This window comes from uncultured Erythrobacter sp., from assembly GCF_947492365.1.
Taxonomy (GTDB): domain Bacteria; phylum Pseudomonadota; class Alphaproteobacteria; order Sphingomonadales; family Sphingomonadaceae; genus Erythrobacter.
Genome location: NZ_CANLMB010000001.1, coordinates 1,656,859 through 1,683,259, shown reverse-complemented (window position 1 = coordinate 1,683,259; position 26,401 = coordinate 1,656,859). Strand labels below are relative to the sequence as shown.

The 26,401-nt window shown below is 62.4% G+C and carries 21 protein-coding genes; 13 read left to right on the top strand and 8 right to left on the bottom strand.

Annotated features, from left to right (window positions below):
• Positions 1 to 67 precede the first annotated feature (67 nt).
• Genes Q0887_RS08155 through Q0887_RS08140 form a run of 4 tightly spaced genes read right to left on the bottom strand, consistent with a single transcriptional unit; the run spans position 68 to position 6,181 of the window.
• Positions 68 to 937, bottom strand: a complete 870-nt coding sequence (locus Q0887_RS08155; RefSeq protein ID WP_299193866.1) for a phosphodiesterase — start codon at positions 935 to 937, stop codon at positions 68 to 70.
• 3 nt (positions 938 to 940) lie between these two features.
• Entirely contained in the window at positions 941 to 2,779 is a 1,839-nt protein-coding gene (locus Q0887_RS08150) for a cytochrome c3 family protein (protein WP_299193864.1), read from the bottom strand.
• Positions 2,780 to 2,789: 10 nt separating this feature from the next.
• The gene (locus Q0887_RS08145) at positions 2,790 to 3,656 is read right to left on the bottom strand and encodes a hypothetical protein (protein WP_299193862.1); all 867 of its coding nucleotides are present in this window, start codon (positions 3,654 to 3,656) and stop codon (positions 2,790 to 2,792) included.
• Positions 3,656 to 6,181, bottom strand: a complete 2,526-nt coding sequence (locus Q0887_RS08140) for a cyclic nucleotide-binding domain-containing protein (RefSeq protein ID WP_299193860.1) — start codon at positions 6,179 to 6,181, stop codon at positions 3,656 to 3,658. Before Q0887_RS08140 ends, Q0887_RS08145 begins: the two co-directional genes overlap by 1 nt.
• Before the next feature lie 108 nt (positions 6,182 to 6,289).
• Between Q0887_RS08140 and Q0887_RS08135 the strand changes: the two genes are divergently transcribed.
• Positions 6,290 to 7,267, top strand: a complete 978-nt coding sequence (locus Q0887_RS08135) for a tetratricopeptide repeat protein (protein ID WP_299193858.1) — start codon at positions 6,290 to 6,292, stop codon at positions 7,265 to 7,267.
• Between the two features lie 163 nt (positions 7,268 to 7,430).
• Here the strand turns inward: Q0887_RS08135 and gdhA are convergent, their stop codons facing one another.
• Positions 7,431 to 8,783 carry an NADP-specific glutamate dehydrogenase gene (gene gdhA / locus Q0887_RS08130; protein ID WP_299193856.1) on the bottom strand — a complete coding sequence of 451 codons (1,353 nt, stop codon included), beginning with the start codon at positions 8,781 to 8,783 and terminating at the stop codon, positions 7,431 to 7,433.
• Between the two features lie 364 nt (positions 8,784 to 9,147).
• Here gdhA and Q0887_RS08125 point away from each other — a divergent pair, with 364 nt between their 5' ends.
• Positions 9,148 to 10,875, top strand: coding sequence for a BCCT family transporter (locus Q0887_RS08125; protein ID WP_299193855.1), 1,728 nt, complete (start codon positions 9,148 to 9,150; stop codon positions 10,873 to 10,875).
• A gap of 19 nt (positions 10,876 to 10,894) precedes the next feature.
• Here the strand turns inward: Q0887_RS08125 and Q0887_RS08120 are convergent, their stop codons facing one another.
• A complete protein-coding gene (locus Q0887_RS08120) occupies positions 10,895 to 11,236 on the bottom strand; it encodes a tRNA-binding protein (protein WP_299195291.1) in 342 nt (113 codons plus the stop codon).
• Between the two features lie 74 nt (positions 11,237 to 11,310).
• On the opposite strand from Q0887_RS08120, the gene Q0887_RS08115 reads away from it, so the two are divergent.
• The 10 genes from Q0887_RS08115 to Q0887_RS08070 are packed head-to-tail and all read left to right on the top strand — an operon-like array spanning position 11,311 to position 23,247.
• Positions 11,311 to 11,805 (top strand): (2Fe-2S)-binding protein, encoded by a 495-nt coding sequence (locus tag Q0887_RS08115; protein WP_299193853.1) that lies wholly within the window; start codon positions 11,311 to 11,313, stop codon positions 11,803 to 11,805.
• A 1-nt stretch (position 11,806) separates the two neighbouring features.
• The gene (locus tag Q0887_RS08110; RefSeq protein WP_299193852.1) at positions 11,807 to 14,059 is read left to right on the top strand and encodes a molybdopterin cofactor-binding domain-containing protein; all 2,253 of its coding nucleotides are present in this window, start codon (positions 11,807 to 11,809) and stop codon (positions 14,057 to 14,059) included.
• Positions 14,060 to 14,077: 18 nt separating this feature from the next.
• Positions 14,078 to 14,554: a c-type cytochrome gene (locus Q0887_RS08105; RefSeq protein ID WP_299193850.1), complete on the top strand. Its 477-nt coding sequence runs from the start codon at positions 14,078 to 14,080 to the stop codon at positions 14,552 to 14,554.
• 21 nt (positions 14,555 to 14,575) lie between these two features.
• Complete coding sequence (locus tag Q0887_RS08100) at positions 14,576 to 15,514, top strand: XdhC family protein (protein WP_299193848.1); 939 nt, start codon at positions 14,576 to 14,578, stop codon at positions 15,512 to 15,514.
• Positions 15,507 to 16,130 carry a nucleotidyltransferase family protein gene (locus tag Q0887_RS08095; RefSeq protein WP_299193847.1) on the top strand — a complete coding sequence of 208 codons (624 nt, stop codon included), beginning with the start codon at positions 15,507 to 15,509 and terminating at the stop codon, positions 16,128 to 16,130. The genes Q0887_RS08100 and Q0887_RS08095 overlap by 8 nt, the downstream gene beginning before the upstream one ends.
• The gene (acs, locus tag Q0887_RS08090) at positions 16,127 to 18,052 is read left to right on the top strand and encodes an acetate--CoA ligase (protein WP_299193845.1); all 1,926 of its coding nucleotides are present in this window, start codon (positions 16,127 to 16,129) and stop codon (positions 18,050 to 18,052) included. The genes Q0887_RS08095 and acs overlap by 4 nt, the downstream gene beginning before the upstream one ends.
• Positions 18,053 to 18,062: 10 nt before the next feature.
• Positions 18,063 to 19,127: an FAD-dependent oxidoreductase gene (locus Q0887_RS08085; protein ID WP_299193843.1), complete on the top strand. Its 1,065-nt coding sequence runs from the start codon at positions 18,063 to 18,065 to the stop codon at positions 19,125 to 19,127.
• A gap of 44 nt (positions 19,128 to 19,171) precedes the next feature.
• Positions 19,172 to 21,313, top strand: coding sequence for a bifunctional TVP38/TMEM64 family protein/FAD-dependent oxidoreductase (locus tag Q0887_RS08080; RefSeq protein ID WP_299193842.1), 2,142 nt, complete (start codon positions 19,172 to 19,174; stop codon positions 21,311 to 21,313).
• 44 nt (positions 21,314 to 21,357) lie between these two features.
• Positions 21,358 to 22,632, top strand: a complete 1,275-nt coding sequence (locus Q0887_RS08075; RefSeq protein WP_299193840.1) for a nucleoside transporter C-terminal domain-containing protein — start codon at positions 21,358 to 21,360, stop codon at positions 22,630 to 22,632.
• Positions 22,633 to 22,638: 6 nt separating this feature from the next.
• Positions 22,639 to 23,247, top strand: a complete 609-nt coding sequence (locus Q0887_RS08070; protein WP_299193838.1) for a CDP-alcohol phosphatidyltransferase family protein — start codon at positions 22,639 to 22,641, stop codon at positions 23,245 to 23,247.
• Here the strand turns inward: Q0887_RS08070 and Q0887_RS08065 are convergent.
• Positions 23,238 to 24,125, bottom strand: coding sequence for a DUF1499 domain-containing protein (locus Q0887_RS08065; RefSeq protein WP_299193836.1), 888 nt, complete (start codon positions 24,123 to 24,125; stop codon positions 23,238 to 23,240). The two genes, Q0887_RS08070 and Q0887_RS08065, sit on opposite strands and share 10 nt — an antisense overlap.
• Before the next feature lie 113 nt (positions 24,126 to 24,238).
• Between Q0887_RS08065 and Q0887_RS08060 the strand changes: the two genes are divergently transcribed.
• Positions 24,239 to 24,697 (top strand): cytochrome c family protein, encoded by a 459-nt coding sequence (locus tag Q0887_RS08060; RefSeq protein ID WP_299193834.1) that lies wholly within the window; start codon positions 24,239 to 24,241, stop codon positions 24,695 to 24,697.
• Positions 24,698 to 24,700: 3 nt separating this feature from the next.
• Here Q0887_RS08060 and Q0887_RS08055 read toward each other — a convergent pair whose 3' ends face one another.
• Positions 24,701 to 26,371: an iron ABC transporter permease gene (locus Q0887_RS08055; protein ID WP_299193832.1), complete on the bottom strand. Its 1,671-nt coding sequence runs from the start codon at positions 26,369 to 26,371 to the stop codon at positions 24,701 to 24,703.
• Between the last annotated feature and the right edge of the window lie 30 nt (positions 26,372 to 26,401).

Genomic DNA, 26,401 nt, shown 5'->3' with positions numbered 1-26,401 from the left:
AGGCCGCGAAAGTTTTGCAAAAACCCGACTTGCGCGGTCCATGTCGGCCCCGCGCTTGGCTTACCGATCAGCTCCGCTCGGCGAAGAGGTTCTGCATCATCGGCTTGAGGTGATCCTCATACCGCGCAAGCGTCTGCCAATGACCGACCGGCTGGAAGTGCGAGACGAGCGAGCCGTCTCTCCACAGATGCAGGCTGTAGAATGGCGGCTCGGCGGCGACGATCGGGCGCTTATCCGCAACTTCGGTGTCCATCGGGCGCAGGTCGAGCGCGACCGCGGGTGCAACGGCGGGCGTCACGCTGACCGGAATGCCTTCGACCATCGAGTGCATCGGGCGGTGCAAGTGCCCCGCCTGGATCGAGACGATCTGCTTGTGGCCGCGTATGGTATCGCGGAAGCGCTGGAACCACGCCTCGTTCGGGCGCGGGTCCATCCACTCGATCCCTGCAACCGCAGGCGGGTGGTGCATGAACAGCACCGTGGGCGTGTCCGGATGCGCTTCCAACTCGCGCGTCAGCCAAGCGGCGCGGGTCTCGCAAAAGGCGCCGCCGTGGCGGCCCGGCTCGAAGGAATCGAGGCACAGCACCCGCAGCCCGTCAAAGTCGAGCGCGAACTGCGCAAAGCCATCGGTGACAGGGCATTCGGGAAACGCCTTGAGCATCTCCTCTCGGCTGTCGTGATTGCCGGGGATGACGTGGACGGGGAAGGGGCAGTCGGCGACCAGATCGCGGATGCGCCGGTAACATTCCGCCTGTCCGCCATCGGTCAGGTCGCCGGAAAGGATCAGCAGGTCCGGCTGCACAGGCTGGCTCAGCAGATGGCCAAGGACATTGCGAAAGCGCACGAAGTTGAACTCGTTCTCGCCCGCTTCCGGCTCAAAGCCGACATGGGTATCGGTGATTTGCGCGATCAACACGCTGCTTGCGGCCCTCTCCATAGGTTAGCGTCTTAGACTACTCAGGATCGCTGCGACACTATCGTTACCGCCATTTCCGGGGAGATTGGGATGATCCTCGGGCCGCCAAGGCGTGGTTGGCGTGTGATAGCCGTGGCACATGGCGCAGCTGGACGGGGTGATCTCTTCCGTCTTCACCGCGCTTTCGCCAAGGTGGCAATCGCGGCAGCTGGCAAGGTCGGGGATCAGCAAGTCGGTCGCTTCGCCCGAGGTTTCGGCAGTATGGCAATCGGTGCAGACCGCGACATCGTCACCATGCGCGGCGTGATCGAAATAGCCTTGCATCAGGAAGCGGTGGGGCAGGTTCACCGGCGTCAGATCGCGGCGTCCATCGGTGCTGGTCGGAATGTGGCACTCGCCGCAGACACCGGTTGGCTCAAGCGCGCGGTTGATGGCGATATAGGCGCTCATCGGACGGCCGAAATTCGCGTTGTAACGTCCGCCCGGTGCAAACTGCCCTGGACGTCCGCGCGGCGAGACAACCGGACGGCGAGGCCCGCGATCGAGGCTGGCGAGGTCTTCCATCAGGTCATCGACATCGCCGTGGCGCAGCGACGTGAAGCCGTCACCTGCGCGGCCCGAAACGAGGCTGTGGCACGCCTCACAAGAGGCCTCCATATTGACCGGTGCAAAGTCGCCATATTGCGACGGCCTGCCGCCAGTTTCGGCGACCTGGATTATGAGGTCTTCGCTCTTCCATTCGCTGTGGCAGTCGCTGCATTCGAGCGGAGCGCCATATTGGCCGAGGCTGATCGCCATCCGCGCCACGCCGCCTTGTTCATCGACGTGGATGTCGTGCGGGAAGATCAGCCCGCTCATCTCTTGCGGATTGTCGTCGAGCGAGACGCGCGCGGGTTCGTCGGCGAAATGCGCGGTGTAGAATTGCGGGCGGAATTGCGGGTGCTTCTCGCCAAAGTCGGACGCATTGCCGAAATTGGGGTTGGAGAGGCGGGTGTCGAGCGCGTCGTGGCAGTCAGCGCAAAATTGCTCGCTTGCCGCTTCGAGGACGACGGGGCCTTCATGTTCGGAGTGGCACGAGACGCAGCCGAGCGGGCCTTCCTTGCCGAGAGTCTCGCCAATCGACCACTGGATCGCGTCACCCCGGCTGAGCGGAGCCATCCCCTCTGCAAGGCGCGGCATTTCGGCGTGGTCGCCCAGCTCTTCGTGACAGGTCAGGCAGGTCTCATCCTGCACCGAGACGAAGGGCGTGACGTGGCACGCCTCGCAATTCTCCTCCAGCTCGTGATGCGCCATGCTGAGTTCGCCCGCACTCCACGCACTGTCGAGCACGACTTGGCCCTGCGCGAGGTTCTCCGGATCGTTCTCAACCGGAGAGCGTAGCAAGTGGGTGATGACCGGCACGCTGAGCAGCAGCACGAGGATCAGCGCGGCAAAGACCCAGGCCATGCCGCGCTTGCTCGGCAGGGCGCTGGCAAGGGCAAAGCCCTGCACGGGATCGACGGCGGCGGCGCCCTTGTCGACCTGTTTGATGACGATCTGGACCTTGCCGTCATCATCGCCGCTCGACACCGCGAGCCGGGCCGCACCGACAGCGATCTCTCCGCCGGCAGCAGGGTCGATGACGCCGCTATCGACCATCTTGCCGTCGAGGCCGAAGTCTAGTGTGCCGAGCGCCTCGACATTGACCAAGCCGCCGCTGGCGATCGTGATGCCGACATGTCTCAGATCAACCGCAAGGTCGGGAAGGTGGATGTCGCTCTCGGGCGCGCGGCCCACGATCAACTGGTCGTTCTCGACCGTGCGGTCGCGCGAGATCTTGCGGCCGGACTTTGCCGTGGCGATGGTGCGGATCAGGAATGCCATATCGCCCCCCTCACCAATAATAGAACACGCTGAGCACGTGCACCAATAGCGCGGCGAGCAATGCGATGGTCGCCGGGATGTGGATGAAAAGCCAGACCTCTAGCAAGGCCTTGGTGCGCAAATTGCGCCGGATCAGGCCAAGCTGGTCCGCGCGCTGGCTCAAGAGCCGGTGGACCCTCTGTTCAGTGTCGCTGCCGTTCTCGTCAAAACCCGAAAGCGCGCGCGCGGTTTTGCAACCCGGATAGGCGCCCGTCAGCCGGCCAAACGCGCCGCCAGAGAAGATGTCCTGACCCAAAGCCGCGATCACCAGATCGGCCTGCTCGCGGTCCAGCGGCTGCGCGGCGGCGTCGAGCTGGCGGTCGGTTGTGCTGAGCTCCTCAAGCATATCGCCGCGCGTCATCTCACGCCGACCTGCTGAAAGCGTCGTGGGCAATTTGGCATAGACATAGAGACCGTAGGCACCGCTGAAGATCACCAGCAGCATCAGGAAATAGGCGAGCCAATGCACGTTCCATGTGATCGAGTGGAAGCCGGTGTGCAAAGTCCCCACAACAATCAGCGCAAGGCCGAGATAGACATGCGCGGAGGTCCACGCCTTGAGGCTCCATTGCCCCTCCGAAATCCGGCGCTTGCGCACACCCAACAGGGAAAGCCAGACAATCAGGCCAAGCCCGATTGTGCCGAGCGTATAACCATACCAGCTGCCCCCATTGGGACGCGGGTCTTGATCGATAAAGGCATAACCGAGCGCAGTGATGATACTCAGGATCACAGCGATCCAAAGCCAGCGATAACGCCGATATTTGAGGAAGCTCACATGGTCGGCATCGCGCCGCGCTTCGTCTTGCGTAAAGCGGTTGTTGGGGACGCTCGCCATCAGTTCTCGACGTCCTCTGTGAGTTTCTTGAAGGTCAGGAACTTGTCAGGCGAGACGCGGATGGCCGCGCCGGTCGGGCAGGCGCGAACGCAGGACGGACCGCCTTCGATACCAGCGCACATGTCGCATTTGACCGCTTTCTTGGCGACGTCGGGATCGGCGTGTTTCTTGCGCCAGGAATAGGGCGCTTCGCCGGGTCCGGGACCGCTGCCGAACATCAACCATTTGAGCAGGCTGGGCTTTTCAGGCGGGACCGGCTCCATCGAGATGACGCCGTAAGGGCAGAAGCTCTTGCAATTGCCGCAGCCGATGCAGGTTTCCGCGTTGATCGAAACCTCGCCATCCGCGCCGCGTTGGATCGCGTTGGGTGGGCAATCGGCCATGCAATGCGGGTGTTCGCAGTGGCGGCAGCTGATGGGCACGTGGAGGTAGGCAAAGCTCTTGCCTGCCTCACGATCCAGCCGCGAAAGCCCGTCATGCGAGTCGGCGCAGGCCTTCTCGCAATTGTCGCAGCCGACGCACAGCCGCTCGTCGATCAGCAGCGCGTCGGTCGCTTCGCCCATGCCCTGTTCGAACAGGAATGCCGCCGTGCCGGAGAAATTGTCGAGCGTGTCGTCTGACTTGTTGCGCTGGCTTTCGATCTCTTCGTTCGATGCACGCCTTTCGGCCATCACTTCGAGAGCGCGCTGGCGCAATTGCGGCTTCTTCTCGAGCAGGTCGAGGAAGCCTTCGCCCGGCAAGCGGATAACCTCGGATTTGATCGAGGCCTTGACGGAGGATGTCCGCTTGGAACCGTCGATCACCGCCATCTCGCCGAAGAAGTTGCCTGCGGGGATCAGCGAGAGGAAGACCGGCTTTCCGTCGATATCCTTCTCCACCGTCATCGAACCGATCCGCACGATGAAGAGATCCTTGTCGTCCGCCCCTTCCTCAATCACGGTTTCGCCAGCTTTGACCTCGACGATCTCAGCGCTTTCGATCAGCGGCGCGATGTCGGCAGGGGTCAGGCCCGAACCGAACATCTGCAGGATCTGGCGCTCGATCGAAATGCGCTTCACCGCTGCGTCTGCCTGCGGTGAGGAGCCGATCAGTTTGAGCGCCGCCTTGCGCGACAATTCGACCACGACAGTGTCTTCGGCAGCGCGAATGGTTGCGCCGCGGCGGCGGCCCGAAATCAGACCAACTTCGCCAAAGATCGAGCCTTGCCCGATGGGCACGGTGATCGAGGGATCGTTGGGATTAACCTCCACCGCGACGCTGCCTTGCGCGATGGCGAACAGCGAAGAACCCGGATCATTACGGCGGAAGATCGCCTCACCCGGACCGAAGGCGCGGCAGGTGCTGTCGAGCATCAACTCGCGCATCTGCAAGACCGACAGCCCTTCGAAAATCGCGACGTTTTGCGAGTAGACGTCGAGCCAGTGATCGACGCTTTCATTGCCCGGCAGGCCGTCAAAGACCGCCTCCAGCAGCGGTTCGTCAGCCGGTTTCACCGCGTCGCCAGTCGCAATCGCTTCGATCACGTCAAAGCCCTGATTCATGCAATGCTTGATCAGCGGATAACCAGCGAGCGCGCCGATGACGAAGATGCCCTGCTTGGTCGTCTCGAAGATCGGCGAGAGGACCGGGAAGGCGCTGCGATCTTCGCTGGTGAACTCGATCCCCATGCTCTCGATAAATTTGCGCGGCGGCTGGGAGCCGATGCGGGCAATGATCATCTCGCATGGGATGATCTCTTCACCCGTCGCGGTCTCGACCACCATCTCGCCGTCGCGCACTTCGGTGGGCGAGGTGCGATAGGCGATTCTAAGGTGCTTTTCCTCGTCCGCATTGGTCAGATCGGTGGCGTTCTTGGTCTTTGCCTTGGCAAAGTTGTCGCCGCGATTGAGGATGGTGACGGTGTTGCCCAGCGCCGGATCGGTGGCGAGGCCGAGCGCATTCTCGATACCCGCATCGCCGGTGCCGACCACGACGACATTCTTGTCGATGTGATCTTCCGGATCGTCGAGCTGCGAGGTGATCATCGGGTGATCCGCACCCGGACAGCGCAGTTTGTTCGGGTTGCCCTGCGTGCCGATGGCGAGGATGATCGTCTTCGCGCGGACCGTGTCGCCCGCTTTGGTCTTGATCGTAAAGTCGCCCTTGTCGCCTTCGACCTCGGTCACTTCGGCGTTGAACTTTACATTGACGCCCCAGCTTTCAGTTGCGTCTTCGCCTTCGAAAGCGGGGATGCTGTCATCCTCGACCCCGCAATGCAGGTTCCAGATGCGCAGGATCTTTTCACGCTTGCCCTCGGCAAACAGCATTCCGGCAGAGCCGTCTTCCTCATACCCGCCCGCGCGCAATTGCAGGTCAGAGGGCGTCGCCATGACATGCTTGCCCTTTTGGTATTTGAAGATCGTGTCCGAAAGGTGATCGGTTTTTTCAAGGAGGACGTGGCTCATGCCGCGCTTGGCAGCTTGGCCAGCGGCGCTCATTCCGGCTGGGCCGGAGCCAATTATGGCGACTTCATACAAGTCAGACAATCTATCCCCCCCTTTGGATAGATTTCACACAGCCACCACCATAAGGAAAGTGATTGTTAATGCCAGAGTGAATTGCCCCTTTCTGCACCGCTTGCTAGTGAAATTTGCATGAAATCAGATGCAATTAATTCGAATGGCAGCACCGATGGTCGTTCCGGCGAGGGTTCTTCGGGGTCCAAAGCGGGCTGGATCTTGCTGGGGGCGGCGGCTGTTCTTGCCGCGGGGTCAGTCGGCTACAATGTCTATGGCAGCGGGGAGAGCGAGCCGGAGCTTGCTCAAAGCGGCGACGATCTGCCTTCGCTGGAGGAGCTGCGCGATGCGGCCGAAGCCTCAGACGGCGACGCGGCCCCGTGGAGCGAACTGGCCTTTGCCCATTATGAGCGCGGCGAGTTTGGCGATGCGGCAGAGGCTTACGAACGCGCGGTTGCGATTGACGGCGGCGAAGCGGTGCTGTGGTCGGCGCTTGGTGAAGCGCGGGTCTATGCGAGCGAGCGCGATCCGCTTCCGCCCGAAGCTTTGGAGGCGTTTGAACGGGCGATTGAGCTTGATCCCGCTGATCCGCGCGCACGATATTTCATGGCGGTGAAGCAGGATCTGGAAGACGATCACGAAGGCGCGATTTCATCGTGGCTCGCATTGCTATCCGATACCCCGCCGGGCGCGCCGTGGGAAAGCGATCTGGTGCGCACGATCCAACAGGTTGGCGCAATCAACAATATCGATATCGACAACCGGCTCGCGACCGTGCTGCAAGCGCGCGCACCCGAAGTGCTACTGCCCGGCTCCGGCGAAGTTGCAGGCGAAGCAGCCTCGGCCACCGTGCGCGGACCGACCGCGCAGCAGATCACCGAAGCCAGCCGCATGACTCCCGGTGAGCAGCAGACGATGATCGCGGGCATGGTCGAGGGCCTCGAAGCGCGGCTTGAGAATGAACCCGATGATCTCGACGGCTGGGTGATGCTGATGCGCAGCCGGATGAATCTGGGCGAGCCTGCCAAAGCGCGCGAGGCGCTGGAGAAAGCCATCGCCGCCAATCCGGACGAGGCGGAGGAACTGCGCCGTCAGGCAGGGCAACTGGGACTGTAGATTTAACCGTCATTGTGAGAGACGAAGCCTCGCGGCAATCCATGGCCCGCCGGTGAGCGTGGATGCGATTGGTCGATGGATTGCCTCGCCTGCGGCTCGCAATGACGAGACAAAAAAGGGCGCCGGTGAGGGCGCCCTTTTTCGTATCAATTGAAGGCTGGGCTCAGACGACACCAAATGCCAGCATCGCGTCTGCGACCTTTTTGAAGCCCGCGATATTCGCGCCCTTCACATAGTCGACATAGCCATCGCCCTGATCGCCATATTCGGTGCATTTGTCGTGAATGCCCTGCATCAGATCGGTGAGCATTTCGCCCAGACGCTCGTGATTCCAGCTGATCCGTTCGGAGTTCTGGCTCATTTCCAGACCCGAGACAGCAACGCCGCCCGCATTGGCCGCCTTGCCGGGGCCGTAGAGGATCTTGGCGTCGTGGAAGACTTTAACGCCTTCCAGCGTTGTCGGCATATTCGCGCCTTCGGACACGCCCTTACAGCCATTGGCGACCAGCGCCTTGGCTTCGTCCTCGTTCAGCTCGTTCTGCGTTGCGCAAGGCAGCGCAAGGTCAGCCGCGACATTCCATGGGCGACCTTCGTGGAAAGTCGCGCCTTTAAACTCGTCGGCATATTCGCTGATCCGGCCGCGCTTGACCGTCTTCAGGTGCTTGACCCAGTCGATCTTCTCCAGAGTCATCCCGTCGGGATCGTGGATGAAGCCGCCCGAGTCTGACAGGGTCAGAACCTTGCCGCCCAGCTGGGTGATCTTTTCCGCAGCATGGGTCGCAACATTGCCCGATCCGGAGATGACTGCGGTGTGCCCTTCGACGTCCTGCCCTTTATGCTTGAGCATGTTCTGAAGGAAATAAACCGCGCCATAGCCGGTCGCTTCGGGCCGCATTTGCGAGCCGCCATATTCCTGACCCTTGCCGGTCAGCACGCCTTCCCAGCGATTGGTGATGCGCTTGTACTGGCCGAACATATAGCCGATCTCGCGCCCGCCAACGCCGATGTCACCGGCGGGAACGTCGGTGTCGGGGCCGATATGGCGATAGAGTTCGGTCATGAAGCTTTGGCAGAAACGCATCACTTCGGCGTCAGACTTGCCGCGCGGATTGAAGTTTGCGCCGCCTTTGCCGCCGCCCATGGGCAGGCCGGTGAGCGAGTTCTTGAAGGTCTGCTCGAAAGCGAGGAACTTCAGAACGCTTTCAGTCACACTGGGGTGGAAACGGATGCCACCTTTATACGGGCCGATCGCATTGTTGTTCTGGACGCGCCAGCCGCGCTGCACGCGGATATTGTGATTGTCATCTTCCCAGCAGACGCGGAACGAAATCACACGGTCAGGCTCTGCAATCCGGCGCAGAATCTGCGCTTCGTGATATTCTTCCTTGTCTTCGATGAAGTCGTAAATATCCATCGCAACTTCGTGCACGGCCTGCACGAATTCGGGTTGTCCCGGATTGCGCTTTTTCACGCCTTCCATGAACTGATTGAGATCTACGTGATCAGAAACCGCCATTGTATTCTACCCCCCTAGGAACAACGCGACCAACAGAACTTTGTTTTGGTTGTGCGCACACTATCAGCGCAAAGTTGGACGGGTGCAAGCCTATAGGGAGTAATTCTAGGAGGCTTGGACAGAATCGGCATATTGTCAGCGAGTGCGAGGCCGCGACGAATTTTTCCGCGCGGAGCAAGGTTTGCGGTGCATTGTCATGGCGGGGTTGCATTGGAGCGCCTGCGCATTGTAGGCCTAGTGTCACATCTCGCGCTGCGCGCTGTTAGGGTTTTTTCCATCTTGGGGAGTTTTGATGCGCGTGCCCGGTTTTTCCGGTCACAGTCGGCGCCAATTCCCAAGGCAATAGCCTGGATGAAGGGTCCCAATGACCAGCAGTTCTGCTGACGCAAATACGAACACCGATTATCCGATTGACCCCCCGATTACCGACCTGCCGATCGATACCCACGATCGCGGGTTTTACGACGGTTTCAGCCGAGAGGTCACAATTCCGGGCAAGATCATCGTCTCGCTTATCATCATGTGGGCGATCTTTTTCCCGGTGCGCGCGATGGAGACCTTGCAGGTCGCCAATTCGACCATCATCGCATCCTTCAGTGGCTGGTATGTCTATCTGGTCGCCTCGCTGATCGTGGTCTGCGGGGCACTGGCGCTGTTCCCGCAGAGCGGCCGTTTGCGGATCGGCGCGCCTGATGAAAAGCCCGAATTCTCGCGCTTCTCATGGTTCTCTATGCTGTTCGGCGCAGGGATCGGGATCGGGATGCTGACCTATTCAACCGGCGAGCCGCTGGCGCATTTTGCCAGCAGTCCCGAGATCATTCGCGGGCAGGTTGAGGCGGCTTCGCCTGAGGCTGTGCGCTCTGCCTTTAAGTGGACGTTCCTGCATTGGGGCTTTGGCGCATGGTGCACCTATGCGCTGGTGGGCCTCGCGATCGGCTATGTTGCACATCGGCGCGGTCTGCCGCTCACCATCCGCTCCAGCCTTGCCCCTCTATTCGGCGAGCGGATGTCGGGCATTAGCGGGCATCTGGTCGATATTGTTGCGGTCGTGGCGACCATTCTGGGCGTTGCGGTGACGATGGGACTGGGGGTCCAGCAATTCGTCGCCGGGCTCCACCGTATCGGATTTGGCGACTGGCTGATGGTCGCCGACGGAGAGGGCACATTGACCGCTTCCGCCGCTGCGATTGTCGTTGCTTTGGTGCTGCTGGTCGGCGCCTCTACGCTGAGCGCGCTTTCGGGCGTGGGGCGCGGGATCAAGTGGCTGTCCAACATCAATATGGGTTTGAGCTTTGCCTTGCTTGCGCTGTTCGCGGTGATGGGTTCGGGACTTTACGGCCTCAAATTGCTGGGGGTCGGCATCTGGGACTACATCGTCACACTTCCGGCCAATTCGCTCACCCTGTTTACCTCCGATGGCAGCGAGGCAGGCGATGCGCTGGTTCAGTGGCAGCTCGACTGGACAGTGTTCTATTGGGCCTGGTGGATCGCCTTTGCGCCCTTTGTCGGCATGTTCATCGCCCGCATTTCGCGCGGGCGCACGATCCGCGAATATGTCTTTGGAGTGGCGCTGGTTCCGGCGCTGATGTGCTTCTTGTGGATGGGCCTTGCGGGCGGCACAGCGATCCAGCTGGAGCTGAGCGGCGCGGCTGGCGGCGAAATTCTGAACACTGGAATTTCGGACCAGCTTTACGCGACATTGGCAGTGCTGCTCACTCCAGAAGTCGCATGGGTGGTGTCAGGCCTCGTGGTGGTCTTGCTGATGACTTACCTCATCACATCGGTCGATAGCGCGATCCTGATCGTCAACACGATCAATGGGGCGGGTGAGGAAGAGGGCAGCCGCCGCTATCACATCCTGTTCTGGGGCACCGCGCTCGCCTTTGTCGTCGGCTCAATGCTGATCCTTGGCGGGATAGACGCCATCCGGATCACCATGATTATCGGCGCTTTGCCGTTTTCCTTTGTGGTCGTCGCAATGTGCGTGTCGATCATCAAGGCGGTGGTGTTCGACCTGATCCGCAAGCGGCATGGCGTTCCCAGCACTGCAGAAGCCTGCGAAGAATGGGGCAAGGAAGCAACGGCGAGCTGAGCGGACTTCGATAATTCGTCTAGATCAGCCTAGCGCCGTCGGGCACTTCCATGTCAGGCGCTGCCAGCACAATCGCGCCGTCCTCGTCGGCAAAGCCCAGCACCAGCACCTCGGACATGAACGGCCCGATCTGGCGTGGGGGAAAGTTGACCACGGCCATGACCTTGCGGCCCAATAGTGCCTCTGGCGTGTAGTGATCGGTGATCTGCGCGGAGCTTTTCTTCACCCCGATCTCACCGCCAAAATCGACCCGCAGCTTGATCGCGGGCTTGCGCGCTTCGGGAAAAGGTTCGGCGGCGATTACGGTGCCTGCGCGGATATCGACCGCCATGAAGTCATCAAAGGTGATTTCAGCCAAGATCGTTCCCTTTCCAATTGTCCGCCCTTGCGATAGATTGCGGATAGCAACTGAAGAGCGCGCGAGGAATCAAAATCATGGCAAGTTTCATCCTCAATGGGGAGCTGGTCGAAGTCGACGCCGATCCCAACATGCCGATCCTGTGGGTCGTCCGCGAGAAACTGGGCATGAGCGGCACCAAATTCGGTTGCGGGATCGCGCAATGCGGGGCTTGCACCGTGCATCTCGACGGACAGCCGGTGCGCAGCTGCTCAACCGCCGTTTCGCAGGCCGAAGGGCGCGCGGTCACCACGATCGAAGGCGTCGGCGGTCCTGATGGAGAGCTCTCCGCCGTCCAGCAAGCATGGGTCAGCGAGCAAGTGCCGCAATGCGGTTACTGCCAGTCGGGTCAGATCATGAGCGCCACCGCTCTGCTGCGCGACAATCCCAGCCCCTCTGACGAAGACATCGACGCGGCCATGTCGGGCAATATCTGCCGCTGCGGCACCTACACCCGCATCCGCCGCGCGATCAAAGTCGCCTCGGGGCAGGTTGAAGCTCGCCCTGAGAACGCTGACGCTGGGGAGGCGTAAGATGAACGACCTTACCCCTGAAAAGACAGAGCGCAGCAAGCTCGCCAAATGGAGCCGACGCGGCTTTATCGGTGCTGGCGTGCTCGCAGGTGGCGGCTTGCTGATCGGCATTGGCGTGCGTCCGGGCAATCCGGTCGGCAGTCTGGCGCCCAAGGTTGCAGGCGGCGCGGGCGAGCAGCTGGTCAACAGCTGGGTCAAGATCGACGCCAACAATATCGTCACTGCCATCGTCCCGCATTGCGAGATGGGGCAGGGCGCGCATTCAGTCCTCGCGCAAATGCTCGCGGACGAGCTTGATGCGGCGTGGGACAATGTCCGCGTCATGCAGGCGCCCGCCGATGGCTCCTATGTCGTGAGCGATGCCGCGCGGCTTTTCGTCGCGCCTTTCACGCTCAACGCAGCGGACTGGATCGAGCCGACATGGGACGGTGTCTTCACCCAAATCGCCAAAGCCGCAGATGTGCTCATCACCGGCGGTTCGTCCTCGATCCGCTCGACCGGGCAATACCAGATGCGCGTTGCAGGCGCAGCGGCGCGGCAGATGCTGGTTGGCGCAGCGGCTGAAAGCTGGGGAGTTCCGGCAAGCGAGATCGTCACGCGCGACAGCACGCTGACACATGAAGCCTCGGGCAATTCCGCGCCCTATTCCGAATTTGCCAGCGCGGCTGCCGAGCAGCCGATGGACCACACTCCCGCGCTCAAGACGAGCGACCAATACCGGCTGATGGGCCGCAGCATGGCGCGCACCGACATTCCGGCCAAGGTCAATGGCACGGCCGAGTTCGGGATCGACGCAGCGCCTGAAGGCCTCGACCTGTCCTATGCCGCCGTAGTCCGCCCGCCTGTTCCTGGCACCACGGCGCTGAGCATGGATGCGGCCCGCGCGCAGGAAATGGGCGGCGTGCTCCAGATCCTCAATATGGGCAATTTCGTCGCGGTCGTGGCTGACAGTTACTGGCAGGCGAGCCAGGCGGTGAACGCGATTGATATCGAGTGGAGCCAGTCGGACAGCCCGGTCAAGACGATGGATGACCAGTTCGCGGTCTTCGCAGCAGCAATCGACGAAGCCGGCGAGAGCGGCGGCGAGGAAGCGGCGGCGCGCGGCGATGCGGCGGCGGCTCTGGCCAATGCGGCGACCATGATAGAGGCCGAATATCGCGCGCCCTATCTTGCGCATGCTCCGATGGAGCCGATGAACTGCACCGCTCATGTCGCGGACGGCAAATGCGATATCTGGACCAGCACGCAGGTGCCCTTGATGGCGCGCAGCGAGGTTGCCGCCACAATCGGCCTCGATGCTGACGATGTGATCATCCATCACCCCTATCTCGGCGGAGCATTCGGGCGGCGGCTGGGCAGCGAATATGTCGCCATGGCCGCCCGCGTGGCGCAGGCGGCGGGCTATCCGGTCAAGCTGATCTGGAGCCGCGAGGAGGACACGCAAAAGGCGCTCTATCGCTGCGCGGACCTGTGCCGGATGCGCGCAGGCCTGTCCGAAGACGGCAGCCTAACCGCCTATTCCAGCATCTTCACCCAGCGTCACGATCCGGCAGAAGCCAGCGTCCCGGCCATGTATGACATTGCCAACACGCAGGTCCGCGTGGCCGAAGCGCCGCTGCATCTGCCGTTTCAGGCATGGCGCTCGGTCGATCATTCGCAGCAAGGTTTCTTCGTCGAGAGCTTCATCGACGAAGCCTCCCATGCCGCCGGAGCCGACCCGCTCGATTATCGCCTTGCGATGCTTGCCGGTGCGCCGCGTCATAAAGCGGTGCTGGAGAAAGTCGCCGAGATCAGCGGATGGCGCGAACCGTCAGCAGAAGGCACCGCAAAAGGCGTCGCGATAGTCGAGAGTTTCGGCACGATTGTCGCCGAAGTGATCGAGGTCGACATGACTTCCGGCACGCCCAAAATGACCAATATCTGGGCGGTCTGCGATGCGGGCTATGTGATGAACCCTGATGGCTTCCGGAACCAGATCGAGGGCGGAATAGTCTTCGGTCTGACCGCAGCGATGTATGGCGAGCTGGAACTGCGCGATGGGGCAATCGTCCAAAGTAACTTCCACGATTACAAGATGTTGCGCATGGATGAAGTGCCCAATATCGAGGTTGCTATCATCAATAGCGGCGATGTGCCGGTCGGCGGCGCGGGCGAGCCGGGGCTTCCGCCAGCTGCGCCCGCTCTGGCCAATGCGATCTTCGCGGCGACCGGAACACGACTGCGGAGCTTGCCGATTGCCAAGCAATTCGCTTGAAGCGGTAACGAACACCAGATGAGGACTGCCCCTATGCACCAACGCGCGATTATCGCTGCCAGCCTGCTCACCATCATGCTCACCGCTTGCGGGTCGAGCGAACCGCAAGAAGTGGTCGAACAGATCGTGGTGCGCGAGCCGGGTGAGGCTGCTCCGGTGCGGGAATTCGTCGCCGCCGATCTGGTGTTTGGCGAAGAGGCATTCCAGCGCTGCACCGCATGCCACAGCGTTGAAGCTGGCGCTCCTTCGGCGGCGGGGCCGAACCTGCACGGCATTGTTGGCAAGGTCGCTGGCAGCGCTGAGGGCTTCCCCTATTCCGAAGCTCTCGCAGCGGCGGACTTTGAATGGGATGCCACGAGCCTTGACGCTTATCTTGCTGATCCGGGAGGCTTTCTTCCGGGCAGCGAAATGGATGTTGGGACTGTAACCGACGAGGCCCAGCGCGCCGCAATTGTCGATTATCTCGCCAGCCAGTCAGCCGGTTCAGGCGAATAGGACCAGATCAAAGCAAGCGCTGTGGACCTCGAACACGTTCTCCAATTCCTGAGCCAATGCGCAGGGCAAAGTCAGCCTTGCGTGCTGGTGACAATCTGCGCGGTCGAGGGGTCCTCGATGCGCAATCCCGGCACGATCATGGCTGTGGCTGAGGATGGCAGTTTTGCCGGATCGCTCTCGGGCGGATGCATCGAAAACGCGGTGGTTGCAGAGGCGCTTGAGGCGCTGAAAGCGGGCGAGCCGCGAGTGGTGCGGTTCGGCGCAGGCTCTCCCTACCTCGACATAAAGCTCCCCTGCGGCGGCGGACTCGACATCCATTTCCAACCGCTTGCGGATGGCGAGTTCGTGCAAGATTGCCTTGCCGCCATCCGTGCGCGCGAACCCTTTGCCATCCGTGTTGGAACCGGAGGCGTGCGGTGCTTGGCGGGGTGGCACAAACTTTCCTTCGACGGCGAGGCAGGCACCTTCGGGCATTGGCCCGCGCCGCTGCTTCAAATCATTGGCCACGGCGCCGGGGTTGAAGCGCTGGCGCGGCAGGCTGCCGCGCTGGGATGCGAGACCAGAGTGCTGACGCCTGATGAGCGCATCATCGACCGGCTCGAAGCGGCAGGCATCGCTGTTCGCAGGTTGGACCGCACCGATCAAACCGACCTGCTGACCGGCGATCCGTGGACCGCCAATATCTTCCTGTTTCACGACCACGATTGGGAAGATGTATTGATGGCGCGCGCGCTGGAGCTGCCGCATTTTTATCTTGGCGCAATGGGCGGGCGAAAGGCGCATGAGCGTCGCTGCGAGGCGTTGCGCGCGCGAGGCGTGAGCAAGGAGCAACTCGCCGGCATCCACGCGCCTATCGGCCTGTTCCATTCCTCGCGCGATCCGCAAACATTGGCGCTGTCTACGCTTGCGCAGGTAATCCGGACCTATGAGGAAACCGACTTCGAGGCGGGCTTTGACTGAGTTTCGGATCGGCGTCGCCTTGCTCGCAGCAGGGGCCTCGCGCCGGTTTGGCGAAGCGGACAAGCTGGCCGCACAGTTTCGTGGGCGGCCTTTAGGCGAACACGCCGCAAGCGCGCTCCCGCAAGAGAAATTCGCGCGCGGATGGGTCATCACAAGCGTCGCCGGTCACCCTTGCGAGGACCATTGGCGCGGATGCGGCCTCCAGCCAGTTGTCAACCCCGATGCTGTCAAAGGCATGGGCAGCTCGGTCGCGCTCGCGGCCAGTCTCGCGCAAGAGGCAGGGCTCGACGCGCTGCTTGTCGCACTCGCCGATATGCCTCTGGTGCCGCGCGAACATTATTGCGCCCTGCTCGGCGCGCTCAAGCGGCCATGCGATATCGCCGCGTCCTCCAACGGCGATCGAAACTTGCCGCCAGCGATCTTCGGCAGCGACTTCTTTACGGCCCTGATGGAGCTTTCAGGCGATCAGGGCGCGCGCAAACTGATCGGGGAATCGCGCAGTCTTGACTGCCCGCCCGACTGGCTGATCGACATTGACAGTCCGCAAGACCTTCAAGACCATGGACAGGCCAAGTCAGCGCAACCTAAACCCCCGTCAAAGGGAGATTCCACATGAGCGATTTCGTCCGCCGCCCCCAAACCGCGCGAGACACCAATTGCACCGCCGAGCAATATCAGGAGCGTTACGCGCGTTCGATTGCCGATCCGGATGGCTTCTGGCTCGAACAGGCAGAGCGGCTCGACTGGAGCGTGAAGCCGACCAAGGGCGGCGATTGGTCCTATGATCCGGTTGGAATCAAGTGGTTCGAGGATGGTGTTCTCAACCTGTGTCACAATGCGGTCGACCGTCATCTCAATGCGCGCGGCGATAGACCCGCGATCATTTTCGAGCCTGACGACCCCGCGACCCCTTCGCGCAGCCTCAGCTACGCGCAGCTATTTGCCGAAGTGGTCGAGATGGCCAACGCGCTCAAAGCCATTGGTGTGAGCAAAGGCGAGCGGGTGACGATCTACATGCCCAATATCGTCGAGGGCGTGACCGCGATGCTCGCCTGCGCGCGGCTGGGCGCGATCCATTCGGTGGTGTTTGGCGGTTTCTCTCCCGACGCGCTGGCGGGACGGATCACCGATTGCGAAAGCCGCTTTGTCGTCACCGCTGATGAAGGCCTTCGCGGGACCAAAAGCGTGCCTCTGAAAGCCAATGTCGATGCCGCGCTTGAACGTGATGGCGTGGAGGTTAGCGGTGTGCTCGTCATCAAACATACCGGCCTCGACGTCCCGATGGTGGAGGGACGCGATCACTGGTTCCACGAAGTTAAGTCCGACGCCGATTGCCCATGCGAGGAAATGGCCGCCGAAGACCCGCTGTTCATCCTCTACACTTCCGGATCGACCGGAAAGCCCAAGGGCGTGCTCCACACAACCGGCGGTTACGGCGTGTGGACCGCGACGACATTCGACGCGATCTTCGACTATGAAGATGGCGAGATATACTGGTGCACCGCCGATATCGGCTGGGTCACGGGGCACTCCTACATCGTCTACGGCCCGTTGATGAACGGGGCGACCAGCATCGTCTTTGAAGGCGTTCCCAACTATCCCGATTTCGGGCGGTTCTGGGACGTTGTGGCCAAGCATAGGGTCAACATCCTCTATACCGCGCCCACCGCGATCCGCGCGCTGATGCGCGAAGGTGACGAATTTGTGACCAGCCGCGACCGCAGTTCGATCCGCTTGCTCGGCAGCGTGGGCGAGCCGATCAATCCCGAGGCCTGGCGCTGGTATTTCGACGTTGTGGGCGAGGGCCGCTGCCCGATCATCGACACATGGTGGCAGACCGAGACCGGCGGCTGCATGATCACCACGCTCCCGGGTGCGCATGACATGAAGCCCGGCAGTGCAGGCCTGCCAATGTTCGGCATCCGCCCGCAGCTGGTCGATAATGAGGGCGCCGTCTTGGAAGGCGCAACCGAGGGGAACCTCTGCATCACGCATTCGTGGCCGGGTCAGGCGCGCAGCGTCTACGGCGATCACGAGCGTTTCGAACAGACCTATTTCAGCACCTACCAAGGCAAGTACTTCACCGGCGATGGCTGCAAGCGCGATGGCGATGGCTATTACTGGATCACCGGCCGCGTGGACGATGTCATCAACGTCTCGGGCCACCGCATGGGCACCGCCGAGGTTGAAAGCGCGCTGGTGCTGCACGACCTCGTCGCTGAGGCCGCCGTGGTCGGCTATCCGCACGATATCAAGGGGCAGGGCATCTATTGCTATGTCACTTTGAACGCGGGCGAGGAGGGTTCGGACGAACTCTATCAGGAGTTGCGCGCGCATGTGCGCAAGGAGATCGGGCCGATTGCAACGCCGGACCACATCCAATTCACCGACGGCCTGCCCAAGACACGCTCTGGCAAGATCATGCGCCGCATTTTGCGCAAGGTCGCGGAGAATGATTACGGCTCGCTGGGCGATACCTCGACGCTGGCTGATCCCTCGCTGGTTGAGCGTTTGATCGAGGGCCGGCGGGATAGCTGATCCTGCACACTTGCTGCTGATCGGAGGAGGGCACGCGCATGTCGCGGTGCTTGCTGACTGGATCAGGCGAGGGCTTCCTTGCAGCCAAGCGACCCTGCTCACCCCTTCGCCGACCTTGCGCTATTCGGGCATGGTGCCCGGCTGGATCGCGGGGCGTTACGGGCGCGATGAGGGGACGGTTGACCTTGCCGGACTGGCAAAGCGCGCGGGCGCGGAGCTGGTGCTCGACCACTGCATCGCGATTGATCCCGAGGCGCGCTCAGTGCTCACCCAGTCGTGCGGCTTAGTCGGTTTTGATGTGGCGTCGATTGACACTGGCGGGGTCGGACAGGCTGCGCGCATCCTGGGCGATGACCCGCGCCTGATCGACGTGCGGCCGATTGATGCCTTTGTCGAGAAGCTCGACGCCGATCCACCTGCTGCACGCATTGCCGTTGTCGGCGGAGGGGCAGGCGGGGTCGAGATTGCCTTTGCGATGAAGAATCGCGCCGGTGGCGGTACCGAAGTGACTTTGGTGGCGGGCAAAGAGGGGCTGCTGCCTGATTTCTCCAAGGCCGTAAGGCGCAAGGTTCGCAAGGAACTGCGGCGGCAGGGGATCGCCGTGATCGAACAAGACGCGCATTTCGATGGCGGAGACATGCTCGACCCGTTTGATCTCGTGATCGCTGCGCTAGGAAGCGGCGCACCCGGCTGGCCGCGTGCGGGCGGGCTGGCATGCGATGAGGCAGGCTTCATCGCGGTTGACCCTTTCCAGCGCTCCACCTCGCACCCGCATACCTACGCCATCGGAGACGTGGCTTCGCGGCAAGACCACCCGGTCGGTCACTCGGGCGTTCACGCCGTGATGGCTGGACCGATCCATGCGCGCAATTTGCGCGACGTGATGGCAGGGGACGGGCCGACCCGCATTTACTATCCGCGCCCAGCGAGCCTCTACCTGCTTTCGACCGGCAATGGCTCGGCCATCGCCAGCTACGGCCCCTTCGCAGCGCAAGGTCGCTGGGTGGCGCGGCTCAAGCATTGGATCGACAATCGCTGGGTTTCCCAATACGCCACTCTTGCGAGCGGCGCGTAACGAATCCACCGCATAGGCCGAATGGCTACGCAAAAGGGGCTTTCATGAAGAAGATACTGATCATCCTCGCGCTCGCGGCGCTGATCGCGGCGTATTTCGCCTTCGATCTGGGCTCCTACCTCACGCTGGAGGGGATCAAGGCGCTGGTTGCTGACTGGCAGGATTTCTACTCCGAGAACCAGTTCCTCGTCCTCGCCGTGTTCTTCCTGATCTATGTCGCGGTGACCGCCGCTTCGCTGCCCGGAGCGCTGGTGATGACGCTCGCGGCGGGCGCGATGTTCGGGCTCGTCACGGGCACGGTCCTCGTCTCCTTCGCTTCGACTTTGGGGGCAACGCTTGCGTTCCTCTCCTCGCGATATGTCCTGCGCGACACAATCGAAGCACGCTTTGGCGAGCGGTTGAAGGCGATCAATTCGGGGCTTGAGCGCGATGGCGCCTTCTACCTCTTCACCCTGCGCATGATCCCCGCAGTGCCGTTCTTCGTCATCAACCTCGTCATGGGGCTGACGCGGATCAAGACGCTGACCTTTGTGATTGTGAGTCAGATCGGGATGCTGCTGGGCACGATTGTCTTTGTGAATCTCGGCACAAGGCTGGCCGAGATCGAGAGCACGTCTGGCCTGCTCTCGCCTGCGCTGCTGGGCAGCTTCGTCCTGCTCGCCATCGTCCCGTGGATCGCGAAAGGCATTGTCGGCGCGATCAAGCGTCGGCGGGTCTACAAAGGCTTCACACGTCCCAAAAGGTACGACCGCAATATGGTGGTGATCGGCGCGGGTGCGGCGGGGCTGGTGTCTTCGCTCATCGCCTCGACGGTGAAGGCCAAGGTCACTCTGGTCGAAGCGCACGAAATGGGCGGCGACTGCCTCAACACCGGCTGTGTGCCGTCCAAGGCTTTGATCAAGAGCGCAAAGGTGGCCGAGACGATGCGCAAGGCCGACCGATACGGCATCGCGCCGGTCGAACCGAAAGTCCCGTTCAAACAGACCATGGCGCGCGTCATGGACGTGATCAAAACCATCGAACCGCATGACTCGGTCGAGCGTTATGAAGGCCTCGGCGTCGATGTGGTGAAGGGCTATGCCAAGATCGTCGATCCGTGGACGGTCGAGATCGCATTGAACGATGGTGGGACGCAGCGCCTCACCACCCGCTCGATCGTGATCGCCAGCGGCGCGGAGCCGGTTGTGCCTCCGATCGAGGGGATCGAGACCTCCGGCTACCTCACCAGCGAGACGATGTGGGAGGTGTTCTCGCATATGGACGAAGCGCCCGCACGGGTAGCGGTGCTGGGCGGCGGTCCCATCGGATGCGAGCTTTCCCAGTCACTTGCACGGCTTGGCTCGAAAGTGACTCAGGTCGAGATGGAGGATCATGTGCTGGGCCGCGAAGACGAGGACGTCTCGAACCTCGCCCGCAAGGCGCTGGAGGAATCGGGCGTCACGGTCTTGACCGGCCACCGCGCGGTGCGGGTCGCTGATGGCACTCTGTTCACCGAAAGCAGCGCGGGCGAAGCGGCTGTGCCTTACGACGCGCTCATTATCGCAGTCGGGCGCAAGGCGCGGCTCACTGGTTTCGGGTTGGAGGAGCTAGGCATCGACACCGATCGCACTGTTGTTACCGACGAATTCCTCGCGACCAAATTCCCCAACATCTTCGCCGCGGGCGATGTTGCGGGGCCTTACCAGTTCACCCACACCGCCAGCCATCAGGCATGGTTCGCCAGCGTCAACGCGCTGTTCGGCCAGTTCAAGAAGTTCAAAGCCGACTACCGCGTGATCCCTGCCGTGACCTTCCTCGACCCCGAAGTCGCGCGCGTTGGCCTCAATGAAAAAGAGGCGGCAGAGCAGGGCATCGAGGTCGAAGTCACCCGCTATGACCTCGACGATCTCGACCGCGCGATTGCCGAAAGCGAGACCAAGGGTTTTGTCAAAGTCCTCACTCCGGCGGGCGGCAAGGACACCATTCTCGGCGCGACAATCGTGGGCAATAATGCGGGCGAATTGCTTGCCGAATATGTGCTGGCGATGAAGCACAAGCTGGGTCTGAACAAGATCCTCGGCACCGTGCATTCCTATCCGACCATGGCCGAGGCGAACAAGTTTGCCGCCGGCGATTGGAAGAAGGCGCATAAGCCCGAGCGGCTGCTCGGCTGGGTCGAGAAATATCACGACTGGCGGCGCGGCTAGGCTGCGTTGGGGGCCGGGCCTGAGCCGGATTTAAGGGACTGAATTTGGAACTGTTCGATCAATTTCGCGGGGTTCTCGGCATTGCGGTGCTGCTCGCGCTGGCGTGGGGGCTGAGTGAGAATCGCGCAGGCCGTCCGAGCTGGCGATGGATCGCGGGCGCGCTGGCTTTGCAGGGGGTGCTCGCATTGCTGATCGTGCGCGTGCCGTTTGTGTGGGAGGTGGTGACGTTGGCCAATGAAGGGGTCGCGGCGATCGAGCGCGCGACGCTGGACGGCTCTGCTTACATGTTCGGCTATCTGGGCGGCGCCGACCTGCCATTCGAGCTTAAAGAGGGTGCTGGGCCTCCGCTAATCATTGCTTTTCAGATCCTTCCGCTGGTGATCGTGTTTAGCGCGCTGGCGGCGCTGTTGTGGCATTGGGGCGTGCTGCGCTGGTTGGTGAATGGCCTCTCCTTCCTGCTGCGCCGGACGCTGGGCGTGAGCGGGGTTGTGGGCCTGTCGGGCGGGGCGAATATGTTCCTCGGCGTGGTCGAAAGCCCGCTGGTGGTGCGCGCATATTTTGCCCGCATGAGCCGCGCGGAGCTGTTTCAGGTCATGGTCCTCGCGATGGCGACGATCAGCGGCGCGATCCTGATCCTCTACGCGACAACCTTGCGAGCGACCGTGCCTGATGCGGTCGGCCATATGATCGCCGCTTCGCTGATTTCGCTCCCCGCCGCCCTGCTGATCGCCAAGCTGATGGTGCCGGGTGAGGAAGGCGAAGTAGCAACCGAGACTGACAGTGAAGAACCGGGCCTCAAATACGAAAACAGCGTCGATGCCGTGGTCAAAGGGACGATGGACGGGATGCAGCTGTTCCTCGCTGTGATCGCGGTCATCATCGTGATCTTCGCGCTGGTTTCGCTGGCGGATCAGGTGCTCGCTCTGCTGCCACTGGTGGGCGACGAGCCGCTCAGTTTGAAGCGCATCTTTGGCTGGGTCTTTGCGCCCTTTATGTGGCTGATCGGAGTGCCTTGGGGCGAAGCGCAAGCCGCGGGCGGATTGATGGGCACCAAAGCGATCCTCAACGAATATGTCGCCTATCTCGAACTCGCCGCGCTGCCCGAAGGCACGCTTGGCCCGCGCAGCCTGTTGATCGTGACCTATGCGCTGTGCGGAGTGGCGAACCTCGCGAGCGTCGGCCTGCTGGTTTCGACCATCGGCACTCTGTGTCCCGAACGCCGCGCCGAGGCTGCGGGGCTGGGGATCAAGAGCTGGATCGCGGGCAACATTGCCACCGCGATGACCGGCGCTTGGATCGGGCTGCTGACATGGGGATAGCAATCCGTGTTTGACGCCAAGCTTCGGCCGCTGATCGACCCGTCGCTTAACCGCGCAGGGCAGACGCTTGCGGGCATAGGCGTGTCGGCGAACATGCTGACCTTTGCAGGGCTGGCGCTCGGGCTGGGCGGGGCAGTTGCGATTGCGTTCGGACAGCTATGGGTGGGGCTGGCTTTGATCGTAGCAAACCGGCTCGCCGACGGCCTCGATGGAGCGATCGCGCGCGCCAAAGGGCCAACCGATCTCGGCGGCTATTTCGACATTGTCGCCGACTTCGCCTTCTACGTGTCCATCCCGCTCGGCTTCGGAGCGTTGGCGGCTGAGAACACATTGCCTGCGTTGGTGCTGACCGCGAGTTTCGTGCTCACCGGCGTCAGTTTCCTCGCCTTTGCCGTGATCGCCGCGCAGCGCGGGGAAGCGTCCGAGGCGCATGGGCAGAAGAGCTTTTTCTACTCCACCGGCCTTGCCGAAGGGGCAGAGACCATTGCGGTCTTCATCGCCATGTGCCTGTTTCCGGCATGGTTCGGCGTGATCGCCTACGCCTATGCCGGCCTATGCGTGCTGACCGTGTTTCAGCGCAGCGCGCTGGCTGCGGCGATGTTCGCTCAGCGTTGACCGATCTGCTGCGCGACCAGCTCGCGCAGTTCGGCGATGCGAGCGGCATTGGCGCCAAGGTCGCTGCGGCCCACGCGGCTGACCGAGCGGAAGTCGATCTGGTTCTCACCCACGCGCGCGACAACGTCATCCTTGAAGCCGAACCAGAAGGTTTCCGCGACGCCTTCGACACGGCCCGCTTCGGCATCGGTGCGGATATCAGCAAAGCCCATTTCGCCCATTGCAGCGGCTACCGCGGCCACCGCATCAGCCCGGCTCGCTCCGCCCAAAGGCAGCGGGGAAAGCTCGGCATAGGCATCGTTGATGATCTGCGCATGGCTCTTGATTGCGAGTTCAGGCGCGCTGCTCGAATACATCTCGATCTCGCCCAGCGGCAGCTGATAGTCGCTTAGCGGATTGGCTTCGGCTTGCAGGCGAGCGCGGATGGTTTCGGGCGAGAAGCTAGGCGGATTGGCGGTGTCGGTGGCGACATCGTGGATCGGGTTATCGGCAGCGGTTCCGCTCATCATGCCAAGCATCGCAAAAGCGCCCAGCGGCACAAGCAGGCCGATAGCCGCGACCGTAAGCACCCGCTTGCTGCGCGGCTTCTTGAACACGCCAAGCCCGAGCGAAACCAGCGCCGCAACCCCGGTCAGTCCCAGAATGATCGGCCCGCCGCCAATAGTCAGTGTGCCAAGCCCTGTCTGCCAGCTCCACAGCCCTATCTTGGTGCCGAGCGCGGCGACCATGAAGAACAGGGGAGTGAAGACCAGCAGTGCGAGGACGAGCTTGGTGTGCCACTTCAAAAGTGGCGCGGCGCTCGGTATTTCGCTGGCAGTGGCGACTGGCGTTTCGGCGGGCGTTTCGCTGGTGGTGACGTCTGGTGTGGTGTTTTCCATAGGACCGCCTTTTAGCGCCCGCGCCGAGTTAGGCAATCTTGCGCAGTATAAGGGCTTGCAAATCGCCGCGCGCTGGCGGAATTGGAACGCCTCATTTTAAGGAAGACCCTCTCATGCGCGCACTCATAAAGACCACCATCGCACTCGCGGGCCTGGCCGCTTTGTCGGCATGCGGCGGGGGAGCGAGCGAGGATTCAACGGGTGCCGCGCCGAGTGAGGCAGCGGTCGAGCCGTCCGTAGAAGTCGCCTTTGCCGACGTCACCGGCGATCCGGCAGCGGGCGAAGGGGCCTTTGGCCAATGTCGCGCATGCCATTCGCTGGCCGACGACGGACCCGGCGTCGGCCCGACGCTTTACGGCGTGGTCGGGCGGCCCGCTGGCTCGGTCGCGGGCTACAATTACTCCGAAGCCAATGGCAGCGCTGACGTGGTCTGGACCGACGAAGTGCTGTTCGAATATCTCGGCGATCCGAGCGGTTTCCTGCCTGGCACGCGGATGATGATCCCGGGGATCGACGACGCACAGCGGCGCGCGGATCTGATCGCCTTTCTCGAAGCGAACGCCGCCGAGTAGCCGCTAACGCTTGCCCGTTCGGGTGAGCAGCAGCACGGGCAGCAATCCGGCCGCAAGCAGGATCAGGGCGGGGATCGAAGCCTCCACCAGCCGTTCATCGCTGGCGAGCCGGTAGGTGCGCGTCGCCAACGTTTCGAGGTTGAAGGGGCGCAGGATCAAGGTCGCGGGCAATTCGCGCAAAGTGTCGATGAACACGAGCGCTGCGGCGGCGGCCAGACTCGGGCTGAGCAAAGGCGCGTAGATGCGGGTGAGCACGCGCGCAGGGCCAGCGCCGAGCGATCGCGCTGCGGCATCAAGCGAAGGCGGGATTTTGCTGAGGCCGCCCTCGACGCTGTTGTAAGCCACCGTCAGGAACCTCACGCACAGCGCGTAGACTAGCACTGCGCTGGTGCCGGTCAGGATCAACCCGCCCGAATATCCGAATGTGTCGCGCACGAAGCGGCTGAGCGTCCCGTCAATCGCTCCCAGAGGCGCGAGCAGTCCGACCGCGAGCAAGGCTCCCGGCAGCGCGTAACCGAGCGTCGAAACGCGGATTGCGCCCCTCGTTAGCGGTGATGCGGAGCGGGTCTTGGCGAAGCCGAGCAATATGGCGGCGACTACGCAGGCAATCGCGGTCGCAAGGCCCAGCCACAGGCTCCCGCGCGCATAGCTCCACAGATCGCCCGCCGCGCCGAGCGCAACGTCGCTCATCGAAAGCCAGCCCAGATGCGCCGCGGGAATGGCAAAGCCGAGCAGTACTGGCAGTGCGCAGGCGAGGGTCGCGAGTGCCTTGCCCAAGGGCGAAAGCTGGATCAGCGGATCGTCGCTGCGGGCGGAAAGACCGTCTTTGCTCGCGGTCCGGCCTGCGCGGGTGCGGGCCTCCAGCGCAATCAGAACGATGACGAAGGCGAGCATGATCGCGGCGAGTTTGAGCGCCGCCTGCTTGTCCCCCATCGCCAGCCAGCTGCGGAAGATGCCGGTGCTGAAAGTGGGAATCGCGAAATATTGCGCGACCCCGAAATCGGCGAGCACCTCCATCAGGACCAGCGCCAATCCTCCGGCGATTGCGGGCCGCGCGGCGGGCAAGGCAACCCTCCAGAATGCACGCGAAGCGCCCGCGCCAAGGCTGCGCGCGGCGTGGAACTGGCCGAGGCTCTGCGCGGCAAAACCGGCGCGGGCGAGCAGATAGACATAGGGGTAAAGCACGATGCCGAGCACAAAGGCTCCCCCGCCAAGCGAGCGTATCTGCGGGAACCAGTACTCGCCAACGCCAAGCCCCGTTGCAGCGCGAAATGCGCCTTGCACATGGCCGGTGAAATCGAGCAGGTCGGCATAGATATAGGCCGCAATATAGGCCGGAACCGCGAGCGGCAGGACCAGTGCCCATGCGAAGAAAGTCCGCCCCGGAAAGCGCGCTGCGCTCACCAACCACGCGCAGCCTGTGCCGACAATTCCCGCAAGCGCTCCCGCCAGCACCATCAGCAGCAACGTGTTGCCAATATACCGGCCCAACACCGTCTCAGCGAGGTGGGTGAGCGCTTCCAGCCCGCCGCTGGGCGCGGAGACAAGGATCGCAAGGATCGGCAGCGAGGCGAATGCAGCGACGATCAGCGCGCCGATTGTCCAGCCGCTGACTCGGGGATCGCCACCCACAAAGCTTGCAGGTTTCGGCGCGGATTGCGTAAGGCTGCTCACCCGACGTCGCTCCGCGCGCTGCACAGGACC

Bases quoted from the DNA above. Each gene is read 5' to 3' on its own strand.
- Q0887_RS08155 (WP_299193866.1), bottom strand. From the start codon at position 937: ATGGAGAGGGCCGCAAGCAGCGTGTTGATCGCGCAAATCACCGATACC.
- Q0887_RS08150 (WP_299193864.1), bottom strand. From the start codon at position 2,779: ATGGCATTCCTGATCCGCACCATCGCCACGGCAAAGTCCGGCCGCAAG.
- Q0887_RS08145 (WP_299193862.1), bottom strand. From the start codon at position 3,656: ATGGCGAGCGTCCCCAACAACCGCTTTACGCAAGACGAAGCGCGGCGC.
- Q0887_RS08135 (WP_299193858.1), top strand. From the start codon at position 6,290: ATGAAATCAGATGCAATTAATTCGAATGGCAGCACCGATGGTCGTTCC.
- gdhA (WP_299193856.1), bottom strand. From the start codon at position 8,783: ATGGCGGTTTCTGATCACGTAGATCTCAATCAGTTCATGGAAGGCGTG.
- Q0887_RS08125 (WP_299193855.1), top strand. From the start codon at position 9,148: ATGACCAGCAGTTCTGCTGACGCAAATACGAACACCGATTATCCGATT.
- Q0887_RS08115 (WP_299193853.1), top strand. From the start codon at position 11,311: ATGGCAAGTTTCATCCTCAATGGGGAGCTGGTCGAAGTCGACGCCGAT.
- Q0887_RS08110 (WP_299193852.1), top strand. From the start codon at position 11,807: ATGAACGACCTTACCCCTGAAAAGACAGAGCGCAGCAAGCTCGCCAAA.
- Q0887_RS08105 (WP_299193850.1), top strand. From the start codon at position 14,078: ATGAGGACTGCCCCTATGCACCAACGCGCGATTATCGCTGCCAGCCTG.
- acs (WP_299193845.1), top strand. From the start codon at position 16,127: ATGAGCGATTTCGTCCGCCGCCCCCAAACCGCGCGAGACACCAATTGC.
- Q0887_RS08080 (WP_299193842.1), top strand. From the start codon at position 19,172: ATGAAGAAGATACTGATCATCCTCGCGCTCGCGGCGCTGATCGCGGCG.
- Q0887_RS08065 (WP_299193836.1), bottom strand. From the start codon at position 24,125: ATGGAAAACACCACACCAGACGTCACCACCAGCGAAACGCCCGCCGAA.
- Q0887_RS08060 (WP_299193834.1), top strand. From the start codon at position 24,239: ATGCGCGCACTCATAAAGACCACCATCGCACTCGCGGGCCTGGCCGCT.